Origin of the sequence: Sinorhizobium medicae (genome assembly GCF_007827695.1) — a bacterium.
Taxonomy (GTDB): Bacteria; Pseudomonadota; Alphaproteobacteria; order Rhizobiales; family Rhizobiaceae; genus Sinorhizobium; species Sinorhizobium medicae.
The window spans coordinates 62782-80750 of sequence record NZ_VITA01000009.1 but is presented as its reverse complement, the minus strand read 5'-3'; the positions used below and the strand labels follow the sequence as shown (position 1 = coordinate 80750).

Annotated in this window: 16 protein-coding genes; 13 read left to right on the top strand and 3 right to left on the bottom strand. The window is 60.8% G+C overall.

Features of this window, described 5'->3' with window-relative positions; all coding sequences use genetic code 11:
• The first annotated feature begins 60 nt into the window (after positions 1–60).
• The 13 genes from nuoG to FB009_RS16825 all read left to right on the top strand — a co-directional run bounded on the left by nuoG (position 61) and on the right by FB009_RS16825 (position 15131).
• The gene (gene nuoG, locus FB009_RS16890; protein ID WP_011975089.1) at positions 61–2142 is read left to right on the top strand and encodes an NADH-quinone oxidoreductase subunit NuoG; all 2082 of its coding nucleotides are present in this window, start codon (positions 61–63) and stop codon (positions 2140–2142) included.
• A 20-nt stretch (positions 2143–2162) separates the two neighbouring features.
• A complete protein-coding gene (gene nuoH, locus FB009_RS16885) occupies positions 2163–3206 on the top strand; it encodes an NADH-quinone oxidoreductase subunit NuoH (RefSeq protein ID WP_011975090.1) in 1044 nt (347 codons plus the stop codon).
• Positions 3207–3270: 64 nt separating this feature from the next.
• Positions 3271–3762 carry an NADH-quinone oxidoreductase subunit NuoI gene (gene nuoI, locus FB009_RS16880; RefSeq protein WP_011975091.1) on the top strand — a complete coding sequence of 164 codons (492 nt, stop codon included), beginning with the start codon at positions 3271–3273 and terminating at the stop codon, positions 3760–3762.
• 150 nt (positions 3763–3912) lie between these two features.
• Positions 3913–4527 (top strand): NADH-quinone oxidoreductase subunit J, encoded by a 615-nt coding sequence (locus FB009_RS16875; RefSeq protein ID WP_024311651.1) that lies wholly within the window; start codon positions 3913–3915, stop codon positions 4525–4527.
• 29 nt (positions 4528–4556) lie between these two features.
• Complete coding sequence (gene nuoK / locus FB009_RS16870) at positions 4557–4865, top strand: NADH-quinone oxidoreductase subunit NuoK (RefSeq protein WP_003531854.1); 309 nt, start codon at positions 4557–4559, stop codon at positions 4863–4865.
• 7 nt (positions 4866–4872) lie between these two features.
• Positions 4873–6867, top strand: coding sequence for an NADH-quinone oxidoreductase subunit L (nuoL, locus tag FB009_RS16865; protein WP_011975093.1), 1995 nt, complete (start codon positions 4873–4875; stop codon positions 6865–6867).
• On the top strand, positions 6867–8378 hold the full coding sequence (locus FB009_RS16860) for an NADH-quinone oxidoreductase subunit M (protein ID WP_011975094.1): 1512 nt from the start codon (positions 6867–6869) through the stop codon (positions 8376–8378). Before nuoL ends, FB009_RS16860 begins: the two co-directional genes overlap by 1 nt.
• A gap of 19 nt (positions 8379–8397) precedes the next feature.
• Positions 8398–9840: an NADH-quinone oxidoreductase subunit NuoN gene (gene nuoN, locus FB009_RS16855; RefSeq protein WP_011975095.1), complete on the top strand. Its 1443-nt coding sequence runs from the start codon at positions 8398–8400 to the stop codon at positions 9838–9840.
• Positions 9837–10604 carry a biotin--[acetyl-CoA-carboxylase] ligase gene (locus FB009_RS16850; RefSeq protein ID WP_011975096.1) on the top strand — a complete coding sequence of 256 codons (768 nt, stop codon included), beginning with the start codon at positions 9837–9839 and terminating at the stop codon, positions 10602–10604. The genes nuoN and FB009_RS16850 overlap by 4 nt, the downstream gene beginning before the upstream one ends.
• Positions 10605–10629: 25 nt before the next feature.
• Positions 10630–12297 carry a ribonuclease J gene (locus FB009_RS16845; protein WP_011975097.1) on the top strand — a complete coding sequence of 556 codons (1668 nt, stop codon included), beginning with the start codon at positions 10630–10632 and terminating at the stop codon, positions 12295–12297.
• A 56-nt stretch (positions 12298–12353) separates the two neighbouring features.
• Positions 12354–12758 (top strand): methylmalonyl-CoA epimerase, encoded by a 405-nt coding sequence (mce, locus tag FB009_RS16840; protein WP_011975098.1) that lies wholly within the window; start codon positions 12354–12356, stop codon positions 12756–12758.
• A 132-nt stretch (positions 12759–12890) separates the two neighbouring features.
• Positions 12891–13160: a DUF1467 family protein gene (locus FB009_RS16835; RefSeq protein ID WP_011975099.1), complete on the top strand. Its 270-nt coding sequence runs from the start codon at positions 12891–12893 to the stop codon at positions 13158–13160.
• 678 nt (positions 13161–13838) lie between these two features.
• Entirely contained in the window at positions 13839–15131 is a 1293-nt protein-coding gene (locus tag FB009_RS16825) for an NAD(P)/FAD-dependent oxidoreductase (protein WP_011975100.1), read from the top strand.
• Here FB009_RS16825 and FB009_RS16820 read toward each other — a convergent pair.
• From FB009_RS16820 to FB009_RS16810, 3 genes are all read right to left on the bottom strand, one after another.
• The gene (locus FB009_RS16820) at positions 15128–15457 is read right to left on the bottom strand and encodes a MocE family 2Fe-2S type ferredoxin (protein WP_011975101.1); all 330 of its coding nucleotides are present in this window, start codon (positions 15455–15457) and stop codon (positions 15128–15130) included. The two genes, FB009_RS16825 and FB009_RS16820, sit on opposite strands and share 4 nt — an antisense overlap.
• Before the next feature lie 101 nt (positions 15458–15558).
• Positions 15559–16800 (bottom strand): NAD(P)/FAD-dependent oxidoreductase, encoded by a 1242-nt coding sequence (locus FB009_RS16815; protein ID WP_011975102.1) that lies wholly within the window; start codon positions 16798–16800, stop codon positions 15559–15561.
• A 159-nt stretch (positions 16801–16959) separates the two neighbouring features.
• The gene (locus tag FB009_RS16810) at positions 16960–17958 is read right to left on the bottom strand and encodes a sterol desaturase family protein (protein ID WP_011975103.1); all 999 of its coding nucleotides are present in this window, start codon (positions 17956–17958) and stop codon (positions 16960–16962) included.
• Positions 17959–17969: the final 11 nt, after the last annotated feature.

The window sequence follows — 17969 nt, the reverse complement described above, 5'->3', positions numbered from 1 at the left end:
CTGCAGGACGCGCGGCGCTGTAGATAAGCAGACGGACTGAAGACAGGATTGAGTACGAAGATGGCAAAGCTGAAAGTCGACGGAAAAGAGATCGAGGTCCCGGATCATTTCACGCTGCTTCAGGCATGCGAGGAGGCCGGCGCCGAGGTTCCGCGCTTCTGTTTCCATGAGCGGCTTTCGGTTGCCGGCAACTGCCGCATGTGTCTGATCGAGGTGAAGGGCGGACCGCCGAAGCCGGCGGCTTCCTGTGCCATGGGCGTGCGCGACCTTCGTCCCGGTCCGAACGGCGAGACGCCGGAAGTCTTCACGACCACACCGATGGTCAAGAAGGCGCGCGAGGGCGTCATGGAGTTCCTGCTCATCAACCACCCGCTGGACTGCCCGATCTGCGACCAGGGCGGCGAGTGCGACCTTCAGGACCAGGCGATGGCGTTCGGCATCGACAGCTCGCGCTATCAGGAAAACAAGCGCGCGGTCGAGGACAAATATATCGGTCCGCTCGTCAAGACCGTGATGAACCGCTGCATCCACTGCACGCGTTGCGTGAGGTTCACGACGGAAGTCGCCGGCATCGCCGAACTCGGCCTGATCGGCCGCGGCGAGGACGCCGAGATCACCACCTATCTCGAGCAGGCGATGACCTCGGAACTGCAGGGCAACGTCGTTGACCTCTGCCCGGTCGGCGCGCTGACATCGAAGCCATTCTCCTTTACCGCGCGCCCGTGGGAGCTCGGCAAGACCGAGTCGATCGATGTCATGGATGCCGTCGGCTCGGCGATCCGCGTCGATACGCGCGGCCGCGAAGTCATGCGGGTCATGCCGCGGGTCAACGAGGAGATCAACGAAGAGTGGATCTCCGACAAGACCCGCTTCATCTGGGACGGCCTCAAGACGCAGCGTCTGGACCGCCCCTATGTCAAGAAGGACGGCCGACTGCAGCAGGCAAGCTGGGCAGAGGCTTTCCAGGCGATCAAGGCCGCCATTGCCGCCACGTCCGGTGACAGGATCGGCGCGATCGCAGGCGATCTCGCTTCTGTCGAGGAAATGTATGCGCTGAAGGAACTCGTCGCCTCGCTCGGCTCCGAGAATCTCGACTGCCGTCAGGACGGTGCAGCACTCGACCCGTCGCTCGGCCGCGCCAGCTACATCTTCAACCCGACCATCCAGGGTATCGAAGACGCCGATGCGCTCATCATCATCGGCTCCAATCCGCGCTTCGAAGCCTCGGTTCTCAATGCTCGCATCCGCAAGCGCCATCGCATGGGCAACTTCCCCATAGGCGTGATCGGCGAGCCGGGCGAACTGCGTTACGATTACGAGTATCTTGGCGCGGGTGCCGATACACTCGCCGAGCTCGTTTCCGGCAAGGCCAAGTTCTTCGCGACGCTTGAAAAGGCTGCGCGTCCGCTGATCATTGTCGGCCAGGGTGCTCTTGCAGGGGAGGGCGGCGCGGCCGTACTCGCCAATGCGGCGAAGCTTGCCGTTGCAGTCGGCGCCGTGAACGCCGAGTGGAACGGATTTGCCGTGCTTCACACCGCGGCCGCCCGCGTCGGCGGTCTCGATCTCGGCTTCGTGCCGGGCGGGAGCGGCAAGCCGGCCGGCGAAATGGTCGAGGGCACGGATGTCCTTTTCCTGCTCGGGGCCGACGAGATCGACCTCTCCGCCAGGAAGGCCGGCTTTACCGTTTATATCGGTTCGCACGGCGACAACGGCGCGCACGCCGCGGACGTCATCCTTCCCGGCGCGACCTACACGGAAAAGTCCGGCACATGGGTGAACACCGAGGGACGCGTACAGATCGGCAACCGCGCCGCTTTCGCACCGGGCGAAGCCCGCGAAGACTGGGCCATTATTCGTGCGCTTTCCGACGTGCTCGGCAAGAAGCTGCCCTTCGACTCGCTTGGAGAATTGCGCGCTAAACTCTATGCCGCCCATCCGCATTTCGCCGTGCCAGACGAGATCGCCGCCGGCAGCAGCGACGAAATTGCCGCACTTGCCCAAAAAGCCGGTGCGATGGCGAAATCCGTGTTTGCGTCTCCGGTCAAAGACTTCTATTTGACGAACCCGATAGCGCGCGCGTCCGCCGTCATGGCCGAGTGCTCGGCCTTGGCGCGCAACAATTTCAAAGCTGCCGCGGAATGAGCGCGAGGGAATAGAGCATCATGGACGCTTTCTTTTCGACCTATGTCTGGCCAACGGCCATCATGATCGGCCAGTCGCTCCTGCTTCTGGTCGCGCTGCTGCTTTTCATCGCCTATATCCTGCTCGCCGACCGCAAGATCTGGGCGGCCGTTCAGCTTCGCCGCGGTCCTAACGTCGTCGGCCCCTGGGGGCTGTTCCAGTCCTTTGCCGACCTTCTGAAATTCGTCTTCAAGGAGCCGGTCATTCCGGCCGGCGCCAACAAGACGATCTTTCTGCTCGCGCCGCTCGTCTCCGTGACGCTTGCACTCGCCGCCTGGGCGGTGATCCCGCTCAATGCGAATTGGGTGATCGCGAACGTCAATGTCGGCATCCTTTTCGTCTTCGCCATATCCTCACTCGAGGTTTATGGCATCATCATGGGCGGCTGGGCATCCAATTCGAAATATCCGTTCCTCGGCGCATTGCGCTCCGCGGCGCAGATGGTGTCCTATGAGGTCTCGATCGGCTTCGTCATTGTCACCGTGCTGCTCTGCGTCGGATCGCTCAATCTGACCGACATCGTGATCGCGCAGAACGACGGCCTCGGTACCATGCTGGGCCTGCCGGCGTCCTTCCTCGACTGGCACTGGCTGTCGCTCTTCCCGATGTTCATCATCTTCTTCATCTCGGCCCTGGCCGAGACGAACCGTCCGCCCTTCGACCTCCCGGAAGCCGAGTCGGAACTGGTCGCCGGCTTCATGGTCGAATACGGCTCCACCCCGTACATGATGTTCATGCTCGGCGAATACGCGGCGATCTGCCTGATGTGTGCCCTGACCACGATCCTGTTCCTCGGCGGCTGGCTGCCACCGGTCGACATCTGGATCCTGAACTGGGTCCCGGGGATCATCTGGTTCGTGCTGAAGGCCTCGCTGGTGTTCTTCATGTTCGCGATGGTGAAGGCCTTCGTACCGCGCTACCGCTACGACCAGCTGATGCGTCTCGGCTGGAAGGTCTTCCTGCCGCTCTCGCTGGCGATGGTCGTCATCGTCGCATTCGTTCTGAAGCTGATGGGTTGGGCATGATGGCCGCTCAAGCTTCGCTGCATACCGCCGGTTTTTCCGAAACCGGCAAGTTTGGAGGTTAATGATGGCCGGTCTTTCGAACGCCGTCAGCTCGCTGTTCCTCAAGGAATTCGTCGGCGCATTCCTTCTGTCGATGCGCTATTTCTTCCGGCCGAAGGCGACCTTGAATTACCCTTACGAGAAGGGCCCGATCAGTCCGCGCTTTCGCGGCGAGCACGCATTGCGCCGTTATCCGAACGGCGAAGAGCGTTGCATCGCCTGCAAACTGTGCGAGGCGATCTGTCCTGCCCAGGCCATTACCATCGAGGCCGGGCCGCGCCGCAACGACGGCACGCGCCGCACGGTGCGCTACGATATCGACATGGTGAAGTGCATCTATTGCGGCTTCTGTCAGGAAGCCTGTCCGGTGGATGCGATCGTCGAGGGGCCGAATTTCGAATTCTCGACCGAGACGCGCGAAGAGCTCTACTACGACAAGGAGAAGCTGCTCGCCAACGGTGACCGGTGGGAGCGTGAAATCGCGCGCAACATTGCGATGGACTCGCCCTACCGCTGAGGCCAGTCGCTGAACGAAGCATTGCGCCGCTTGATCGAGACGGTGCATGCAAAACGGGTTTGGGCATCAGCCGGACAGGTGGTCCGGCTTTGCCTCATGGAGTGCGGGCATGCGTGCCTCCACGCCAGCAAGACGAAAAAGGCACCGATCATGGGTCTGCAGGCTCTTTTTTTCTATCTCTTTGCCTTCATCGCGGTAGCGTCGGCATTTATGGTCATCGCGGCCAAGAACCCCGTCTATTCGGTTCTGTTCCTGATCCTGACCTTCTTCAACGCGGCTGGACTGTTCCTGCTGACAGGCGCCGAGTTCCTGGCGATGATCCTGCTGGTGGTCTATGTCGGGGCCGTCGCGGTTCTCTTCCTCTTCGTCGTCATGATGCTCGATATCGACTTCGCCGAACTGCGTGCCGGCGTTCTCGAATATGCGCCGATCGGCGCGCTGATCGGGATGATCCTCGCTGCCGAGCTGATCGTCGTCGCCGGCGGCTGGGCCTTCTCGCCGGAGATAGCTAAAGGTATAGCAATGCCGATACCGGCGCCCAGCGAGCGCACCAATACCGCAGCGCTCGGCGATGTCCTCTATACCCACTACGTCTATTTCTTCCAGATCGCAGGGCTCGTGCTGCTCGTCGCCATGATCGGCGCCATCGTGCTCACCCTGCGTCACCGTCAGAACATCAAGCGTCAGAGCATTCCGCAGCAGGTTGCCCGCACCCCCGAGACCGCCGTCGAGGTGGTCACGGTCAAGCCGGGGCAGGGCATCTAATCGGGACGCGAGGTCGAGGGACTACACATATGGAAATCGGAATCTCCCATTATCTGACCGTCAGCGCCATCCTGTTCACGCTCGGCGTCTTCGGCATCTTCCTCAACCGGAAGAACGTCATCATCATCCTGATGTCGGTGGAGCTCATCCTGCTCGCCGTCAACATCAACATGGTCGCCTTCTCGGCCTTCCTGAACGACATCACCGGTCAGGTGTTCGCGCTGTTCATTCTGACAGTTGCGGCGGCCGAGGCTGCCATCGGACTTGCAATTCTCGTCGTCTTCTATCGGAACCGCGGCTCGATTGCCGTCGAAGACGTCAACATGATGAAGGGCTGACAGGGCTATGGACACCATCGTCAAAGCTATCGTCTTCCTGCCTCTGATCGGCTTCCTGATCGCCGGCCTTCTCGGCACGCAGATCGGCGCCAAGGCATCCGAATATGTGACCTGCGGCCTGATGCTCGTCACAGCCGCGCTCTCCTGGTTCGTCTTTTTCCATGTCGCCCTCGGCGAGGAGGAGATGATCAGTGTTTCGGTGCTGCGCTGGATCCAGTCCGGAGGCTTCGATGTCGATTGGGCTTTCCGCGTCGACACGCTGACCGCGGTCATGTTCGTGGTCGTCAACACCGTTTCGACCCTGGTGCACATCTATTCGATCGGATACATGCACCACGATCCGAACCGCCCGCGCTTCTTTGCTTATCTGTCGCTCTTCACGTTCGCGATGCTGATGCTCATCACGTCGGACAATCTGCTGCAGATGTTCTTTGGCTGGGAAGGCGTTGGCGTCGCGTCATACCTGCTGATCGGCTTCTGGTACAAGAAGCCCTCCGCCAATGCAGCGGCAATGAAGGCCTTCATCGTAAACCGCGTCGGTGACTTCGGTTTCGCGCTCGGCATCTTCTGCGTCTTCGTCCTTTTCGGCTCGATCAATTTTGAGACCATCTTTGCCGCCGCTCGGAACTATCTGCCGGCCGAGGGTGCTGCGGCAGGGGACGTGGTCATCAATCTGTTCGGAATGCAGCTCGACAAGGGACATGCGTTGACGGCCACCTGCCTGCTGCTCTTCATGGGCGCGATGGGCAAATCGGCGCAGTTCCTGCTGCATACCTGGCTGCCGGACGCCATGGAAGGTCCGACTCCGGTTTCGGCGCTTATCCATGCCGCGACCATGGTTACAGCCGGGGTCTTCCTCGTCGCCCGCATGTCGCCGCTCTTCGAGCTGTCGCCTGATGCCCTGACTTTCGTTACCCTGATCGGCGCAATCACCGCATTCTTCGCGGCGACGGTCGGCCTTGTTCAGAACGACATCAAGCGCGTCATCGCCTATTCGACCTGCTCGCAGCTCGGCTACATGTTCGTCGCACTCGGCGTCGGCGCTTACGGCGCCGCGATCTTCCATCTCTTCACGCACGCCTTCTTCAAGGCGCTCCTGTTCCTCGGCGCCGGCTCCGTCATCCATGCCGTCGACGGTGAGCAGGACATGCGTCACATGGGCGGGCTGCGCACGCATATTCCGGTCACCTACTGGATGATGTTCATCGGCACGATCGCGCTGACCGGCGTCGGCATTCCCGGCACTGTCATCGGCACGGCCGGCTTCTTCTCGAAGGATGCGATCATCGAATCCGCGTTCGCGTCGCACAGCGTCGTTTCCGGCTTCGCCTTCGTGCTGCTGGTCATTGCGGCGCTCTTCACCAGCTTCTACTCCTGGCGCCTGACCTTCATGACGTTCCACGGCAAGCCGCGCGCTTCCTCGGATGTCATGCATCACGTCCACGAGTCGCCCCAAGTGATGCTGGTGCCGCTCTACATCCTGGCCGCCGGCGCCCTCGTTGCGGGTTTCCTGTTCCACGACTATTTCTTCGGCCATCACTATGCCGAGTTCTGGCAGGGCTCGTTGTTCACGTCGGCCGAAAACGAACTCCTGGAGGAATTTCATCACGTTCCGCTGTGGGTGAAATGGAGCCCGTTCGCGGCCATGGCGCTTGGCCTGCTTACGGCCTGGTACATGTACATCCGCTCGCCGGAGACGCCCAAATACCTCGCCGAGCAGCATCGAGGACTTTATCAGTTCCTGCTCAACAAGTGGTATTTCGACGAACTCTACGACTTCCTGTTCGTCCGCACCGCCAAGCGCCTCGGCACCTTCCTCTGGAAGGAGGGTGATGGCCGGGTGATCGACGGATACGGCCCGAACGGGATCGCCGCGCGCGTTCTCGACGTGACCGACCGGGTTGTCCGCCTGCAGACCGGATACCTTTACCACTACGCGTTCGCCATGCTGATCGGCATCGCGGCGCTCGTTACATGGATGATGCTCGGGAGTTCCTTCTGATGACCGATTGGCCCGTACTTTCCGCGGTCACCTTCATGCCGCTCGTCGGCGTCCTGCTTCTCTTGCTGACAAGAGAAGACAGCGCCTACGGCCGCCGCAACATCCTGAACGTCTCGCTTCTGACGACGATCTTCACGTTTCTCGTATCGCTCTACGTCTGGTACCAGTTCGACCCGTCGAATCCCGGTTTCCAGATGATCGAAAAGCGGGAGTGGCTCGGGGCCGGCATTTCCTACCACCTCGGCGTGGACGGCATATCGATCCTCTTCGTGCCGCTGACCGCGTTTCTGATGCCATTCTGTGTTCTCGCAAGCTGGGTGACCATCGAGAAGCGCCTGAAGGAATACATGATCGCGTTTCTTATTCTGGAAACGCTGATGCTGGGCGTCTTCGTGTCGCTCGACATCATCCTCTTCTACGTCTTCTTCGAAGCCGGCCTCATTCCGATGTTCATCATCATCGGCGTATGGGGTGGCAAGGAGCGCGTCTACGCGAGCTATAAGTTCTTCCTCTATACGCTGCTCGGCTCCGTTCTGATGCTGCTCGCCATGATGGCGATGTACTGGCAGGCGGGCACGACCGATATCACGCAATTGCTCGCCTATCAGTTCCCGCGCCAGATGCAGACCTGGCTCTGGCTTGCCTTCTTCGCCTCCTTCGCGGTGAAGATGCCGATGTGGCCGGTGCATACCTGGCTTCCCGATGCGCACGTGCAGGCGCCGACGGCAGGCTCGGTCATCCTGGCGGGTATCCTCCTGAAGCTCGGCGGCTACGGCTTCCTGCGCTTCTCGCTGCCGATGTTCCCGCTGGCGTCCGACTTCTTCGCGCCCTTCGTCTTCACGCTGTCGGTCATCGCGATCATCTACACCTCTCTGGTGGCGATGATGCAGACGGACATCAAGAAGTTGATCGCCTATTCGTCCGTAGCCCATATGGGCTATGTGACGATGGGAACCTTCGCGGCGAACGTGCAGGGGGTTCAGGGCGCTATCTTCCAGATGCTCTCGCATGGCATCGTCTCGGGCGCGCTCTTCCTTTGCGTCGGCGTCGTCTATGACCGGCTGCATACGCGCGAGATCGCGGCCTATGGCGGCCTCGTCAACAACATGCCGAAATACGCCGTCGCCTTCATGGTCTTCACCATGGCCAATGTCGGCCTGCCCGGGACGTCGGGCTTCGTCGGCGAAGTGCTGACGCTTGTGGGTGCTTTCCGCGCCAATACCTGGGTCGCGCTCTTCGCGACGAGCGGCGTCATTCTGTCGGCGGCCTACGCGCTGTGGCTCTACCGCCGCGTCATTTTCGGCGCGCTGGAAAAGGAAAGCCTGAAGGCGTTGCTCGATCTCAGCCCGCGTGAGAAGCTCATTCTCTATCCGCTTGTTATCCTGACCATCTTCTTCGGTGTCTATCCGGCACCGGTCTTCGACGCGACCGCGGCCTCCGTGGACCTGCTCGTCAACAACTACGCCGCCGCCCTGCAGGCAGCGCAAGACGTTGCACTTTCGGTGCAATGATCAAGGGACGTGATGTGACATGACTGCTGAAACCCTTATTGCCAGCCTGCAACTTTCGATGCCCGAGCTGATCCTTGCGGTCGGCGCGATGGCGCTCCTGATGATCGGCGTCTTCTCGAGCGAAAGAGCCACCCCGACCGTGACCGGGCTTGCGGTCGCGGTGCTCATCATCGCCGGGCTGTGGCTCGTGCTGAAGACGGGCGAGGGGGCGGCTTATGGCGGCGCCTTCCTGTCCGATCCCTTCGCCAAATTCATGAAAGTGCTCGCTCTCATCGGTTCGATCACAGTGATGGTGATGACCGTCGGTCACGCGCGTTCGGCTCAGATCGACCGGTTTGAATTTCCGGTGCTTCTGGTTCTCGCCACGCTCGGCATGCTGCTGATGATTTCGGCCAACGATCTCATCTCGCTCTACCTGTCGCTGGAACTGCAGTCGCTTGCGCTTTACGTCGTGGCTGCGATCAACCGCGACAGCGTCCGGTCGACCGAAGCGGGTCTGAAATATTTCGTTCTCGGCGCACTCTCTTCGGGGATGCTGCTTTACGGCATGTCGCTCGTCTACGGCTTCACCGGCCATACAGGGTTTGACGAGATTGCGGCGGCGCTGACCGCCGAGGGCCGTTCTCTCGGCCTCGTCTTCGGGCTGGTGTTCATCCTTGCGGGCCTCGCTTTCAAGATCTCCGCCGTGCCGTTTCATATGTGGACGCCTGACGTCTACGAGGGCGCCCCGACGCCGGTGACGGCATTCTTTGCCGCCGGACCCAAGATCGCGGCCATCTCAATCCTCGTTCGCATCGTCATCAATGCCTTCGAACCCGTCGTCGCCGACTGGCAGCAGATCGTCGTCTTCATTTCGATCGCTTCGATGCTGCTCGGCTCCTTCGCCGCGATCGGTCAGCGCAACATCAAGCGGCTGATGGCGTACTCGTCGATCGGCCATATGGGTTATGCGCTGGTCGGCCTTGCTGCCGGTTCGATGGCCGGCGTACGCGGCGTGATCCTTTATATGCTGATCTACATGGTCATGACGTTGGGCACCTTCGCCTGCATCCTCGCCATGCGCCGCAGGGAGGGCGAGCATGTCGAGGGCATCGACGATCTCGCCGGTCTTTCGCAGACCAACCCTTTCATGGCGACGGTGCTGACGATCCTCATGTTCTCGCTTGCCGGCATCCCGCCACTTGCAGGGTTCTTCGGTAAGTACTTCGTCTTCGTGGCCGCGATCGAGGCGCATCTCTATGCATTGGCGATTATCGGCGTGCTCGCTTCCGTCGTCGGCGCTTACTATTATCTGCGGGTCATCAAGGTGATGTGGTTCGAGGAGCCCAGAGGCGAGTTTGCCCGGACGGCGGGTGAGCTTCGGCTGGTGTTCGGCCTGTCGGGCCTCTTCGTGCTCGGCTATGTGCTCATCGGCGGCCCGCTTGGAAGCGCGGCCGAAGCTGCGGCACGGACCTTCTTTTGAGTGGCGGGCAGGGCAGCGGCCGGAATTCGCTTGAACAGTTCCGGCACGTCGCGCTCGCCGAAGCGGTTTCGACCAACAGCGAGTGCCTTTTGCGGGCGCGCGAGGGAGATGCCGGCAATCTCTGGATTACCGCGACGCGTCAGACCGGAGGCAGGGGCCGGCGCGGCCGCGCCTGGTTCTCAGAACCGGGAAACCTTTACGCATCCCTGCTGCTCATCGATCCGGCGCCAACAGACAGACTGCACGCGCTGCCGCTGGCTGCCGCGGTAGCGGTTCATCGGGCGATCCGCAGGGTGATGCCGCCCGGCGGCGCCGAGGCCGCAATCAAGTGGCCGAACGACATTCTGATCGACGGCAGAAAAACCTGCGGCATCCTTCTCGAAGGTGAAACCTTGCCGGACGGGCGGCGCGCGCTGGTTATCGGCTGCGGCATCAACGTCGCCGTCATGCCGGAAGAAGCGCTTTACCCCGTCACATCGCTTCGGCAAGAGGGAGCGACAGTATCTCCCGAGGAGCTGTTCGCGCATCTTTTCGTGACCATGGCCGAGACGCTGGCCGTCTGGGACCGGGGCGCCGGGGTCGGCGCGGTCATCGAGCAGTGGCGCGCGGCAGCCAAGGGGATCGGTGAGGCGATCACGGTCAACCTGCCCAACCGCTCGCTTTCCGGCCGCTTTGCGGGTATCGATCGAGACGGCCGGCTTATACTCGACACTGGTTCCGGACCGCCGCAAACCATTGCGGCCGGCGACGTATTTTTTGGATGATTAAAAAGTAAAGGCGCATCACGACATGGCGCAGAATGAAGAATTGGTGTTCCTGCCGCTTGGCGGGGTGGGCGAAATAGGCATGAATCTTGGCCTCTACGGCTATGGACGGCCGGGCAGCCGCCAATGGATCATGGTCGATTGCGGAGTGACTTTCCCCGGCCCGGATCTGCCCGGGGTCGATCTGGTCCTGCCTGACATCGCGTTTCTGGCCGAAGAACGCCGCAACCTCAAGGCGATCATTATCACGCATGCGCATGAGGATCATTACGGAGCCTTGAACGATCTGTGGCCCGGCTTGAACGTTCCCGTTTACGCCTCGCCGTTCACCGCGGGCATGCTGGAGGCAAAGCGGGCATTCGAAAAGTCTCGCAGCGAAATCCCGATTACGATCTTCAAGCAGGGCGACCGCATAAATGTCGGACCCTTCAGCGTCGAAGCCGTTGGGGTCAATCATTCGATCCCTGAGCCGATGGCGCTCATCATCCGCACGCAGCTCGGTACCGTTGTGCACACGGGCGACTGGAAGATCGACCTCGAGCCTTCGCTCGGCCCCTTGACCGACGAGAAGCGGCTTCGTCAGATCGGTGAGGAAGGCGTACTCGCGCTCATCTGCGATTCGACCAATGCCTTGCGCGAAGGCGTATCGCCCTCCGAACGGCAGGTCTCCGAAAGCCTCTCCAAGATCATCGCCGACGCCGAGGGCCGGGTCGGGATCACCACCTTCTCCTCCAATGTCGGGCGCATCCGTTCGGTTGCCCAAGCGGCGGAGGCCGCGGGCCGGGAGGTGCTCCTGCTCGGCAGCTCGATGAAGCGCGTCGTCGACGTTGCCCGGGACGTCGGGCTGATGGAAGGGCTGAGACCATTTCTGGCCGAAGACGAGTTCGGCTACATCCCGCGCGACAAGGTCGTGGTCATCCTGACGGGCAGCCAGGGAGAGCCGCGCGCGGCGCTTGCCAAGATCGCCCGTGACGAGATGCGCAACGTGGCCTTCTCGGCCGGCGACACGATCGTCTTTTCCTCGCGCACGATCCCGGGCAATGAAAAGGCGATCAACGATATCAAGAACGGGCTGATCGAGCAGGGCATTCACATCATCACGGATAGTGAGGCGCTCGTGCATGTGTCCGGTCACCCGCGGCGCAACGAGCTCCAGCAGATGTACCAATGGGTCAAGCCGCAAATCGTCGTGCCGGTGCATGGCGAGGCCGCGCATCTGACGGCGCATGCGGAGCTTGCACTGCAATCGGGCATCCCGAGCGTCCCGAGACTGCGCAATGGCGAAATGCTACGGCTCGCGCCGGGACCGGCGGAAGTCGTCGACCAAGCACCTCACGGGCGCATCTACAAGGACGGCACCCTCATCGGTGACTTCGAAGAGATGGGCATCGGCGAGCGCCGCAAGCTCTCTTTTGCCGGTCACGTCTCCGTCAGTGTCGTGCTCGACAACCGCTACGACTTCCTGGGCGATCCGGATGTCGTCCCGATCGGGCTCCCCGAATATGATGACGAGGGAGAGTCGATGGAGGATACGCTCTATGATGCGGTTCTCGGAGCGGTGGAAAGCATTCCCCGGGCAAAGCGGAAGGACCTCGCCATGCTGCAGGAAGCCGTTCGCCGCGCCGTACGCAGCACCGCCAATCAGGTCTGGGGCAAGAAGCCGGTCGTCACCGTGTTTGTCACGAAGGTCTGATCTGGGGCTTGGGTCCGTCCGGGCCGTGCGTCCTGACGCAGGAAGTGGAGCGTGCGATGTTGGGAAAAGTGAACCACGTGGCAATCGCGGTGCCGGATCTTTCAGCCGCAGTCGAGAGCTATCGCTCCACCCTCGGAGCATTGGTCACCGAGCCGCAGGCCTTGCCTGAGCACGGCGTAACGGTTGTCTTCGTGGCATTGCCCAACACCAAGGTTGAATTGCTCGAGCCGCTCGGAGACGCATCGCCCGTCTCCGCTTTCCTGGAGAAAAACCCGGCCGGCGGCATGCACCACATCTGCTATGAAGTGGAGGACATCATCGCCGCACGAGACCGGCTGAAGGACGCCGGGGCCCGTATCCTCGGTGACGGAAATCCCAAGATCGGTGCGCACGGAAAGCCGGTTCTGTTTCTCCACCCCAAGGATTTCCAGGGCACCCTGATCGAGCTCGAACAGGTGTGACACAGGGGCGCGGAGAAGGCGTTTGCGGGTGAAGCCGCCCAGCGTTATAAGGCATCCGAACGCTCTGCCTCTTTGAAGCTGCGGGCGGAAAACCGCATACAGTTTTTCGTTATCCCGCTCTTGAGATTTTCGATGTCCTTCTTTTCGACCTTCGCCATCTATTTCATCATCTGGTGGATCACGCTTTTTGTCGTGCTGCCGCTGGGTGTGCGTACGCAGGCCGAGGAGAACGAAGTCGTTCCTGGTACCGTGGAGAGTGCGCCTGCACGTTTCAGGGCTCTGAGGGTCGTGCTGCTCACGACGGTCATCGCCGCGGTGGTCCATTTCGGCTGGTACGTCCTGTCGGTGAAACTCGGCTACGACATCGATGCCATTCCGCGCTTTGCGCCGAAGTTCTATTGATGACATTAAGCGAGCGGCGCATGTCTCGGCTCGAGAGCTGCTGCCTCAACTGCCGCGAAGAGGCGACCGCACCGACGCGGCGTCCCGCGACCGACGATGTATCTCCCCACATCACCACCTGTTGAGCACCGAAACGAGAGTGCGAAACGAGGGAAAGCGGTCTGCTTTACGAAGAGCGGCTCCACCCGCCCTTGACAGTCAACAAATTGACACTGTTCAAACTGCTTCGCCGGCAATGGAGAAATGAAAAAACCAAAAAAAAACAAGGCCAAAGCCTTGTTTTCTAAGTTTCGCGTGATCTCTAATCCGTTTCCGGCGGCAGCGAACGAGCGCGCCTAAGATCTTATCCTCCCAAGACTTGACCGCGAGTTTCGGCAAGAATTTGGTCTTCCTGCCTGTTTTGTGAGCCGAAATTAGCTCAAACCTTGGGCGCTGTCATCTGATTTTTTTGCATTTTTGCTACAGTCAGGTAATTTTTTTCCGTTGACACCGAGTGTCGTCCTCCTGTTACTAGCGTGCTCTTTTGCCGCAGGGCGGGAGCCGGGGTTTTGACTATGCCTGCTCCACCGAAACTGTCCGAAGGATGAGTATCGGTCATCTTGACAAGGCCGCTTCAAGCAATGTGGAATATCCGCGTATATTCAAGAATTTGCCGTAACAAGCCAGAGTCGTGGGCCAATGCCTGAGAGAATAGTCATCATCGGCGGCGGTCAGGCGGGAGGGCGCGTCGCACAGATTCTGGCAAATTCGTCGGCGGATTTTCACATCTCCCTCATCGGCCGAGAGCCGCACCCCCCGTACAACCGCCCCCCTCTGTCCAAGGGCGTACTCCTGGCGAAGTCCGGCTTCGAGGATTGCGCGATCTGGCGAGAGGGCGATGGAGCGGCTGGTAAAATCCGGTTTCATGCTGGCGTAGCTGCGAAGATGATCGATACAGGCGCGAAGAACGTCGGCTTGGATGACGGCCGCGTAATCGAATATGACAGGCTGGTCCTTGCCACCGGATCGCGCGTCCGGCGGGTGTCGATGCCGGGCGCCGATTGTTCCGGCGTGTACATGCTGCGGACTTTCGACGATGCGGTTAAAATCGCGAAACAGTTTCACAGCGGCCTACGTCTCGTGGTGGTTGGAGGCGGCTTCATAGGGCTTGAGATCGCAGCCGCCGCGCGTACGCGCGGACTGCACACGGTCGTCGTCGAAGCGACCAATCGGCTGCTGTCCCGCATCGCGCCGCAAAGCATCGGCGACGCCCTTGCGCGGCATCACGAACAGGCGGGCGTTTCGTTTCGCGTCGGATGCATGGTCGAGCGGTTGATCTCCACCCGTTCCGGCAAATTGAAGTCGGCTCTTTTGTCCAATGGAGAAACGATCCCCTGCGACCTGGCCATTGTCGGTGTGGGGGTCACCGCCGATACCGAATTGGCAGCAAGTGCGGGTCTCGACGTACAGGTCGGTATAAGAACCGATGCGACGCTTCGAACTTCAGATCCGAATATCTTCGCCTGTGGCGATGCGGTTTCCTTCTGGCACCCCTTGTTCGAGCGGCATGTCCGGGTGGAGGCATGGCAAAATGCCGAGGATCACGCACGTGTGGTGGCGGGACGGCTGATGGGCCAGGAGACGATCTGTGACACCGTCCCCTTCTTCTGGTCGGACCAGTACGAACTATCGATGCAGATCGTTGGCCTGCCGCAGTACGGCAGCTTTGTCGTGTCGCACGCGACCGAGGATGCGCAGATCCTGTATCATCTGGACCCGCGCGGCCGTCTCGTCGGTGCGACCGGCCTTGGGCCGCACCAACTGATCGGAAGGAAGATCAGAGCAGCGCGTCAAGCAATCGCCGGGCGCAGCTGCCCGGATGCGCAGGCGCTCAAGGGTGGCCTGATCCGGTCGGATGCGCCGCCCGAAAGCGGCAACCTCGAGCGGGAGGAGGAAAACCCTGCGCCGTTTTCCGCCCGCATCCCGCTCTAATCGTCCGCAAGCCGGATATAGACCAAGCCATCTTCGACTTTTGCCGGGAACGTCCTGAGGTTGACGCAAACCGGCGGGTTCAGCGCCTCGCCGGTGCGGAAATCGAAACATCCGGCATGGCGCGGGCACTCGACGGTCGTTCCCTCGACAAACCCATCGGAAATATGGGCGTATTCATGGGTGCAGATATCGTCCGTGACGTAGTACCGATCGTCGGCCGTGCGGAAAATCGCGAAGCTGCGATCGCCATGATCCCACCGCTTGACATCCTCGCGTCCGACATCCTGTGCCTTACAGGTCTCGATCCAATCACCGTTGTCCGGCATCAAGCTACTCCAATCGTTTCATCCAAAGGCAACCCGCTCTCCTTCAACTGCGGCAATGCTTTCTGCATCGACAGTTTTGGGGCGGGGAACCGGTTCCAGCTTCAGCCTGCTGCCACCTTAGCCGCGGCCTTGAGGTCGATTTTCGGGTTTTGCAGAGCCTCTTTCGCCGGGTGAATGCCCCGCTGCATCAGCATCTGTCCGGTGCGCACGCCCCGGGCGATCTCGCGGAGAGACCCGAAGCCGCTGACGCCGACGATCGCGTCGTTTGCGTCAAGATGATAGACCAGCAAAGAGCCGTCCGGGCAGTGGCGTGCCACATGCTGCTCGCCGAGCTCGGGATGCCCGGCGATCTGCATCGTCCGGTCGTACTGATCCGACCACATCCAAGGCATGGGCGTATAGGGCTCGTTTGCCCCCATCATGTTGCGAGCGGCCAACGCGCCCTGATCTTCGGCGTTCTTCCAGCATTCCAGACGCAATCTCGAGCCATCGCCATTCTTGAAGGCACAGGCATCGCCAGCCGCATAGATGAAAGGATCGGACGTTTTCAGGAAGCAGTCCACGGCGATCCCGTTTTCAATCTCGAGGCCTGCGGCAAGCGCCAGATCGGTTCTCGGCGTAACGCCGATCGAGATCAGCGCCGCGGTGCATGCCAGCGTGCTCCCATCGTCCATACGCAGCGCCTCGATCCGCTGCGACCCCAGCAGCGCGACCGCCTGGCGCCCCAGAATGAAGCGCACGCCGCGCGTTTCGTGCAGCAGCCGGATCAGTTCGGCAAGTTCCGGCGGCACCGCGCGCGTCATCAGCCGCGGTCCCGCCTCGATCACGGTGACACTGCAACCTCGCTGGATCGCACTGGCTGCCACCTCGAGGCCGATCAGTCCACCGCCGACGATGACGACATCCGCACCGGGCAGCAACTGCCCGGACAGGCCGCAGGCGTCGACGGCGGTCCGCAGAGAAAAGACGCCTTCCAGCTCCCGTCCGGGGATGTCCAGCAGTCGCGGTTCCGCACCGGGTGTCAATAGCAACCGCCCGTAGCTGACGGCATCATCATTCGACAGACGCACCTGCCGTGTATCGCGATCTATTCCAACGGCCCGGACGCCGGAGCGGAAGTCGATGCCATGTTGCTCGACGAAGTCCTGGGGGAACAGCACGGCATCTTCCGGCCTGGATTTCCCGCTGAGAACTGCCTTGGATAGGGGCGGGCGTTCATAGGGAGCACAGCCCTCGCCATCGATCACGCTGATGCGGTGTTGCCAGCCATTGGCGCGAAGCGACTGGGCAGCACGCGCACCCGCATGACCTGACCCGACAATGACGATTCCGTCGTGGGGCACCGGGATTCTCCTCGTTCTTGCCTGCAAAGTTTAGGTGAAGCGTGGCGCGTGCGGTCGAAGAAGCATCCGTGCCTTCGCCGCACGCGTCTATCCTCGGTCGTGCCGCCCCAGCCCGCGTTCTTCCTTCCGGGCAGAAGACAGCCGGGTTGCAGCGCCGGTTCAGCGCTGCAGACTCTTTTTCTTGAAGCGCTCGTTCATCCGGGCGTGAGCCTCGGCGGAGCCGTTGTGCCAAGTCCCGAACAGCCGGTCGAGCGGGACCGAACCGTCGCCACCGTAGTTTACCTCGAAATAGCGGTGATGCAGGTAATGCATATAGGTAGCCACATCCATCTGCGGCTTGCCGTTCACCACGATCTTGGCAAAGCCGCTGTGATCGGGCGCGGGCATGAAGGCCAGGTGCTGAAGGTGATAAATGACGAGAAGCGGGTTGGACGGTATGATCCAATGGATCAGCACCCCGGACATGTAGAGCAAGTGTTCGACCGGATGCATGGCCATTCCCGACCACGGAGTAGGATTGGAATTCTTGTGGTGGATGCTGTGCACCCATCTGTACAACGGACCCCAATGGATCAACCGGTGAACCGTGTAGAAATGCGCCTCACGGAACAGCGCGATCAAAAACATGAACAGCCCGAAATAGATCGGATGTTCGCGCATGTCCAAATAGGGCAGCCATCCATTGGCCATAGCCCAAAGCGTGACGACAAGATAGGCTGTCCAGATGGTAACGCCGCTGACCAGCGTCAGGAACATGTTGTCGAGCAACTGGCTCCCGAATAGGAATGTCTCGGTATTCTTCGGCCAGCGCTTGTTGTACTTGTACTCGGTGTTCTGGGCGCGCTGGACGTAGAAGCGCACATGCCAGATACTGGTCCAGATGATCAAGCCTATCAGGTTGACCAGATAAACCTGTACGATCCACCCGAATTCGAGGGTTTTCATCTCAGCCAGATCGGGAATGAAATACCACCAGATAACTGTGGCGATCACCATTATCGGCACGTTGAACGGGAAAAGATAACCTCCCCATCCGAACAGCCATTTGATCAGAGCGATCGGCTTGGGCGGCCAGATAAAGACAGGCGCGGTCTCGACAGGCTCCGGCGGTACCCAGCCACCGGTGTCGGGTCTGTCTGATCGAACCGTATCAGTCATTGATGTTTCCT

Bases quoted from the DNA above. Each gene is read 5' to 3' on its own strand.
- FB009_RS16820 (WP_011975101.1), bottom strand. From the start codon at position 15,457: ATGCCGGACAACGGTGATTGGATCGAGACCTGTAAGGCACAGGATGTC.
- mce (WP_011975098.1), top strand. From the start codon at position 12,354: ATGTTGGGAAAAGTGAACCACGTGGCAATCGCGGTGCCGGATCTTTCA.
- nuoH (WP_011975090.1), top strand. From the start codon at position 2,163: ATGGACGCTTTCTTTTCGACCTATGTCTGGCCAACGGCCATCATGATC.
- FB009_RS16810 (WP_011975103.1), bottom strand. From the start codon at position 17,958: ATGACTGATACGGTTCGATCAGACAGACCCGACACCGGTGGCTGGGTA.
- nuoN (WP_011975095.1), top strand. From the start codon at position 8,398: ATGACTGCTGAAACCCTTATTGCCAGCCTGCAACTTTCGATGCCCGAG.
- nuoI (WP_011975091.1), top strand. From the start codon at position 3,271: ATGGCCGGTCTTTCGAACGCCGTCAGCTCGCTGTTCCTCAAGGAATTC.
- nuoL (WP_011975093.1), top strand. From the start codon at position 4,873: ATGGACACCATCGTCAAAGCTATCGTCTTCCTGCCTCTGATCGGCTTC.
- FB009_RS16845 (WP_011975097.1), top strand. From the start codon at position 10,630: ATGGCGCAGAATGAAGAATTGGTGTTCCTGCCGCTTGGCGGGGTGGGC.
- nuoG (WP_011975089.1), top strand. From the start codon at position 61: ATGGCAAAGCTGAAAGTCGACGGAAAAGAGATCGAGGTCCCGGATCAT.
- FB009_RS16835 (WP_011975099.1), top strand. From the start codon at position 12,891: ATGTCCTTCTTTTCGACCTTCGCCATCTATTTCATCATCTGGTGGATC.
- nuoK (WP_003531854.1), top strand. From the start codon at position 4,557: ATGGAAATCGGAATCTCCCATTATCTGACCGTCAGCGCCATCCTGTTC.
- FB009_RS16860 (WP_011975094.1), top strand. From the start codon at position 6,867: ATGACCGATTGGCCCGTACTTTCCGCGGTCACCTTCATGCCGCTCGTC.
- FB009_RS16875 (WP_024311651.1), top strand. From the start codon at position 3,913: ATGGGTCTGCAGGCTCTTTTTTTCTATCTCTTTGCCTTCATCGCGGTA.
- FB009_RS16825 (WP_011975100.1), top strand. From the start codon at position 13,839: ATGCCTGAGAGAATAGTCATCATCGGCGGCGGTCAGGCGGGAGGGCGC.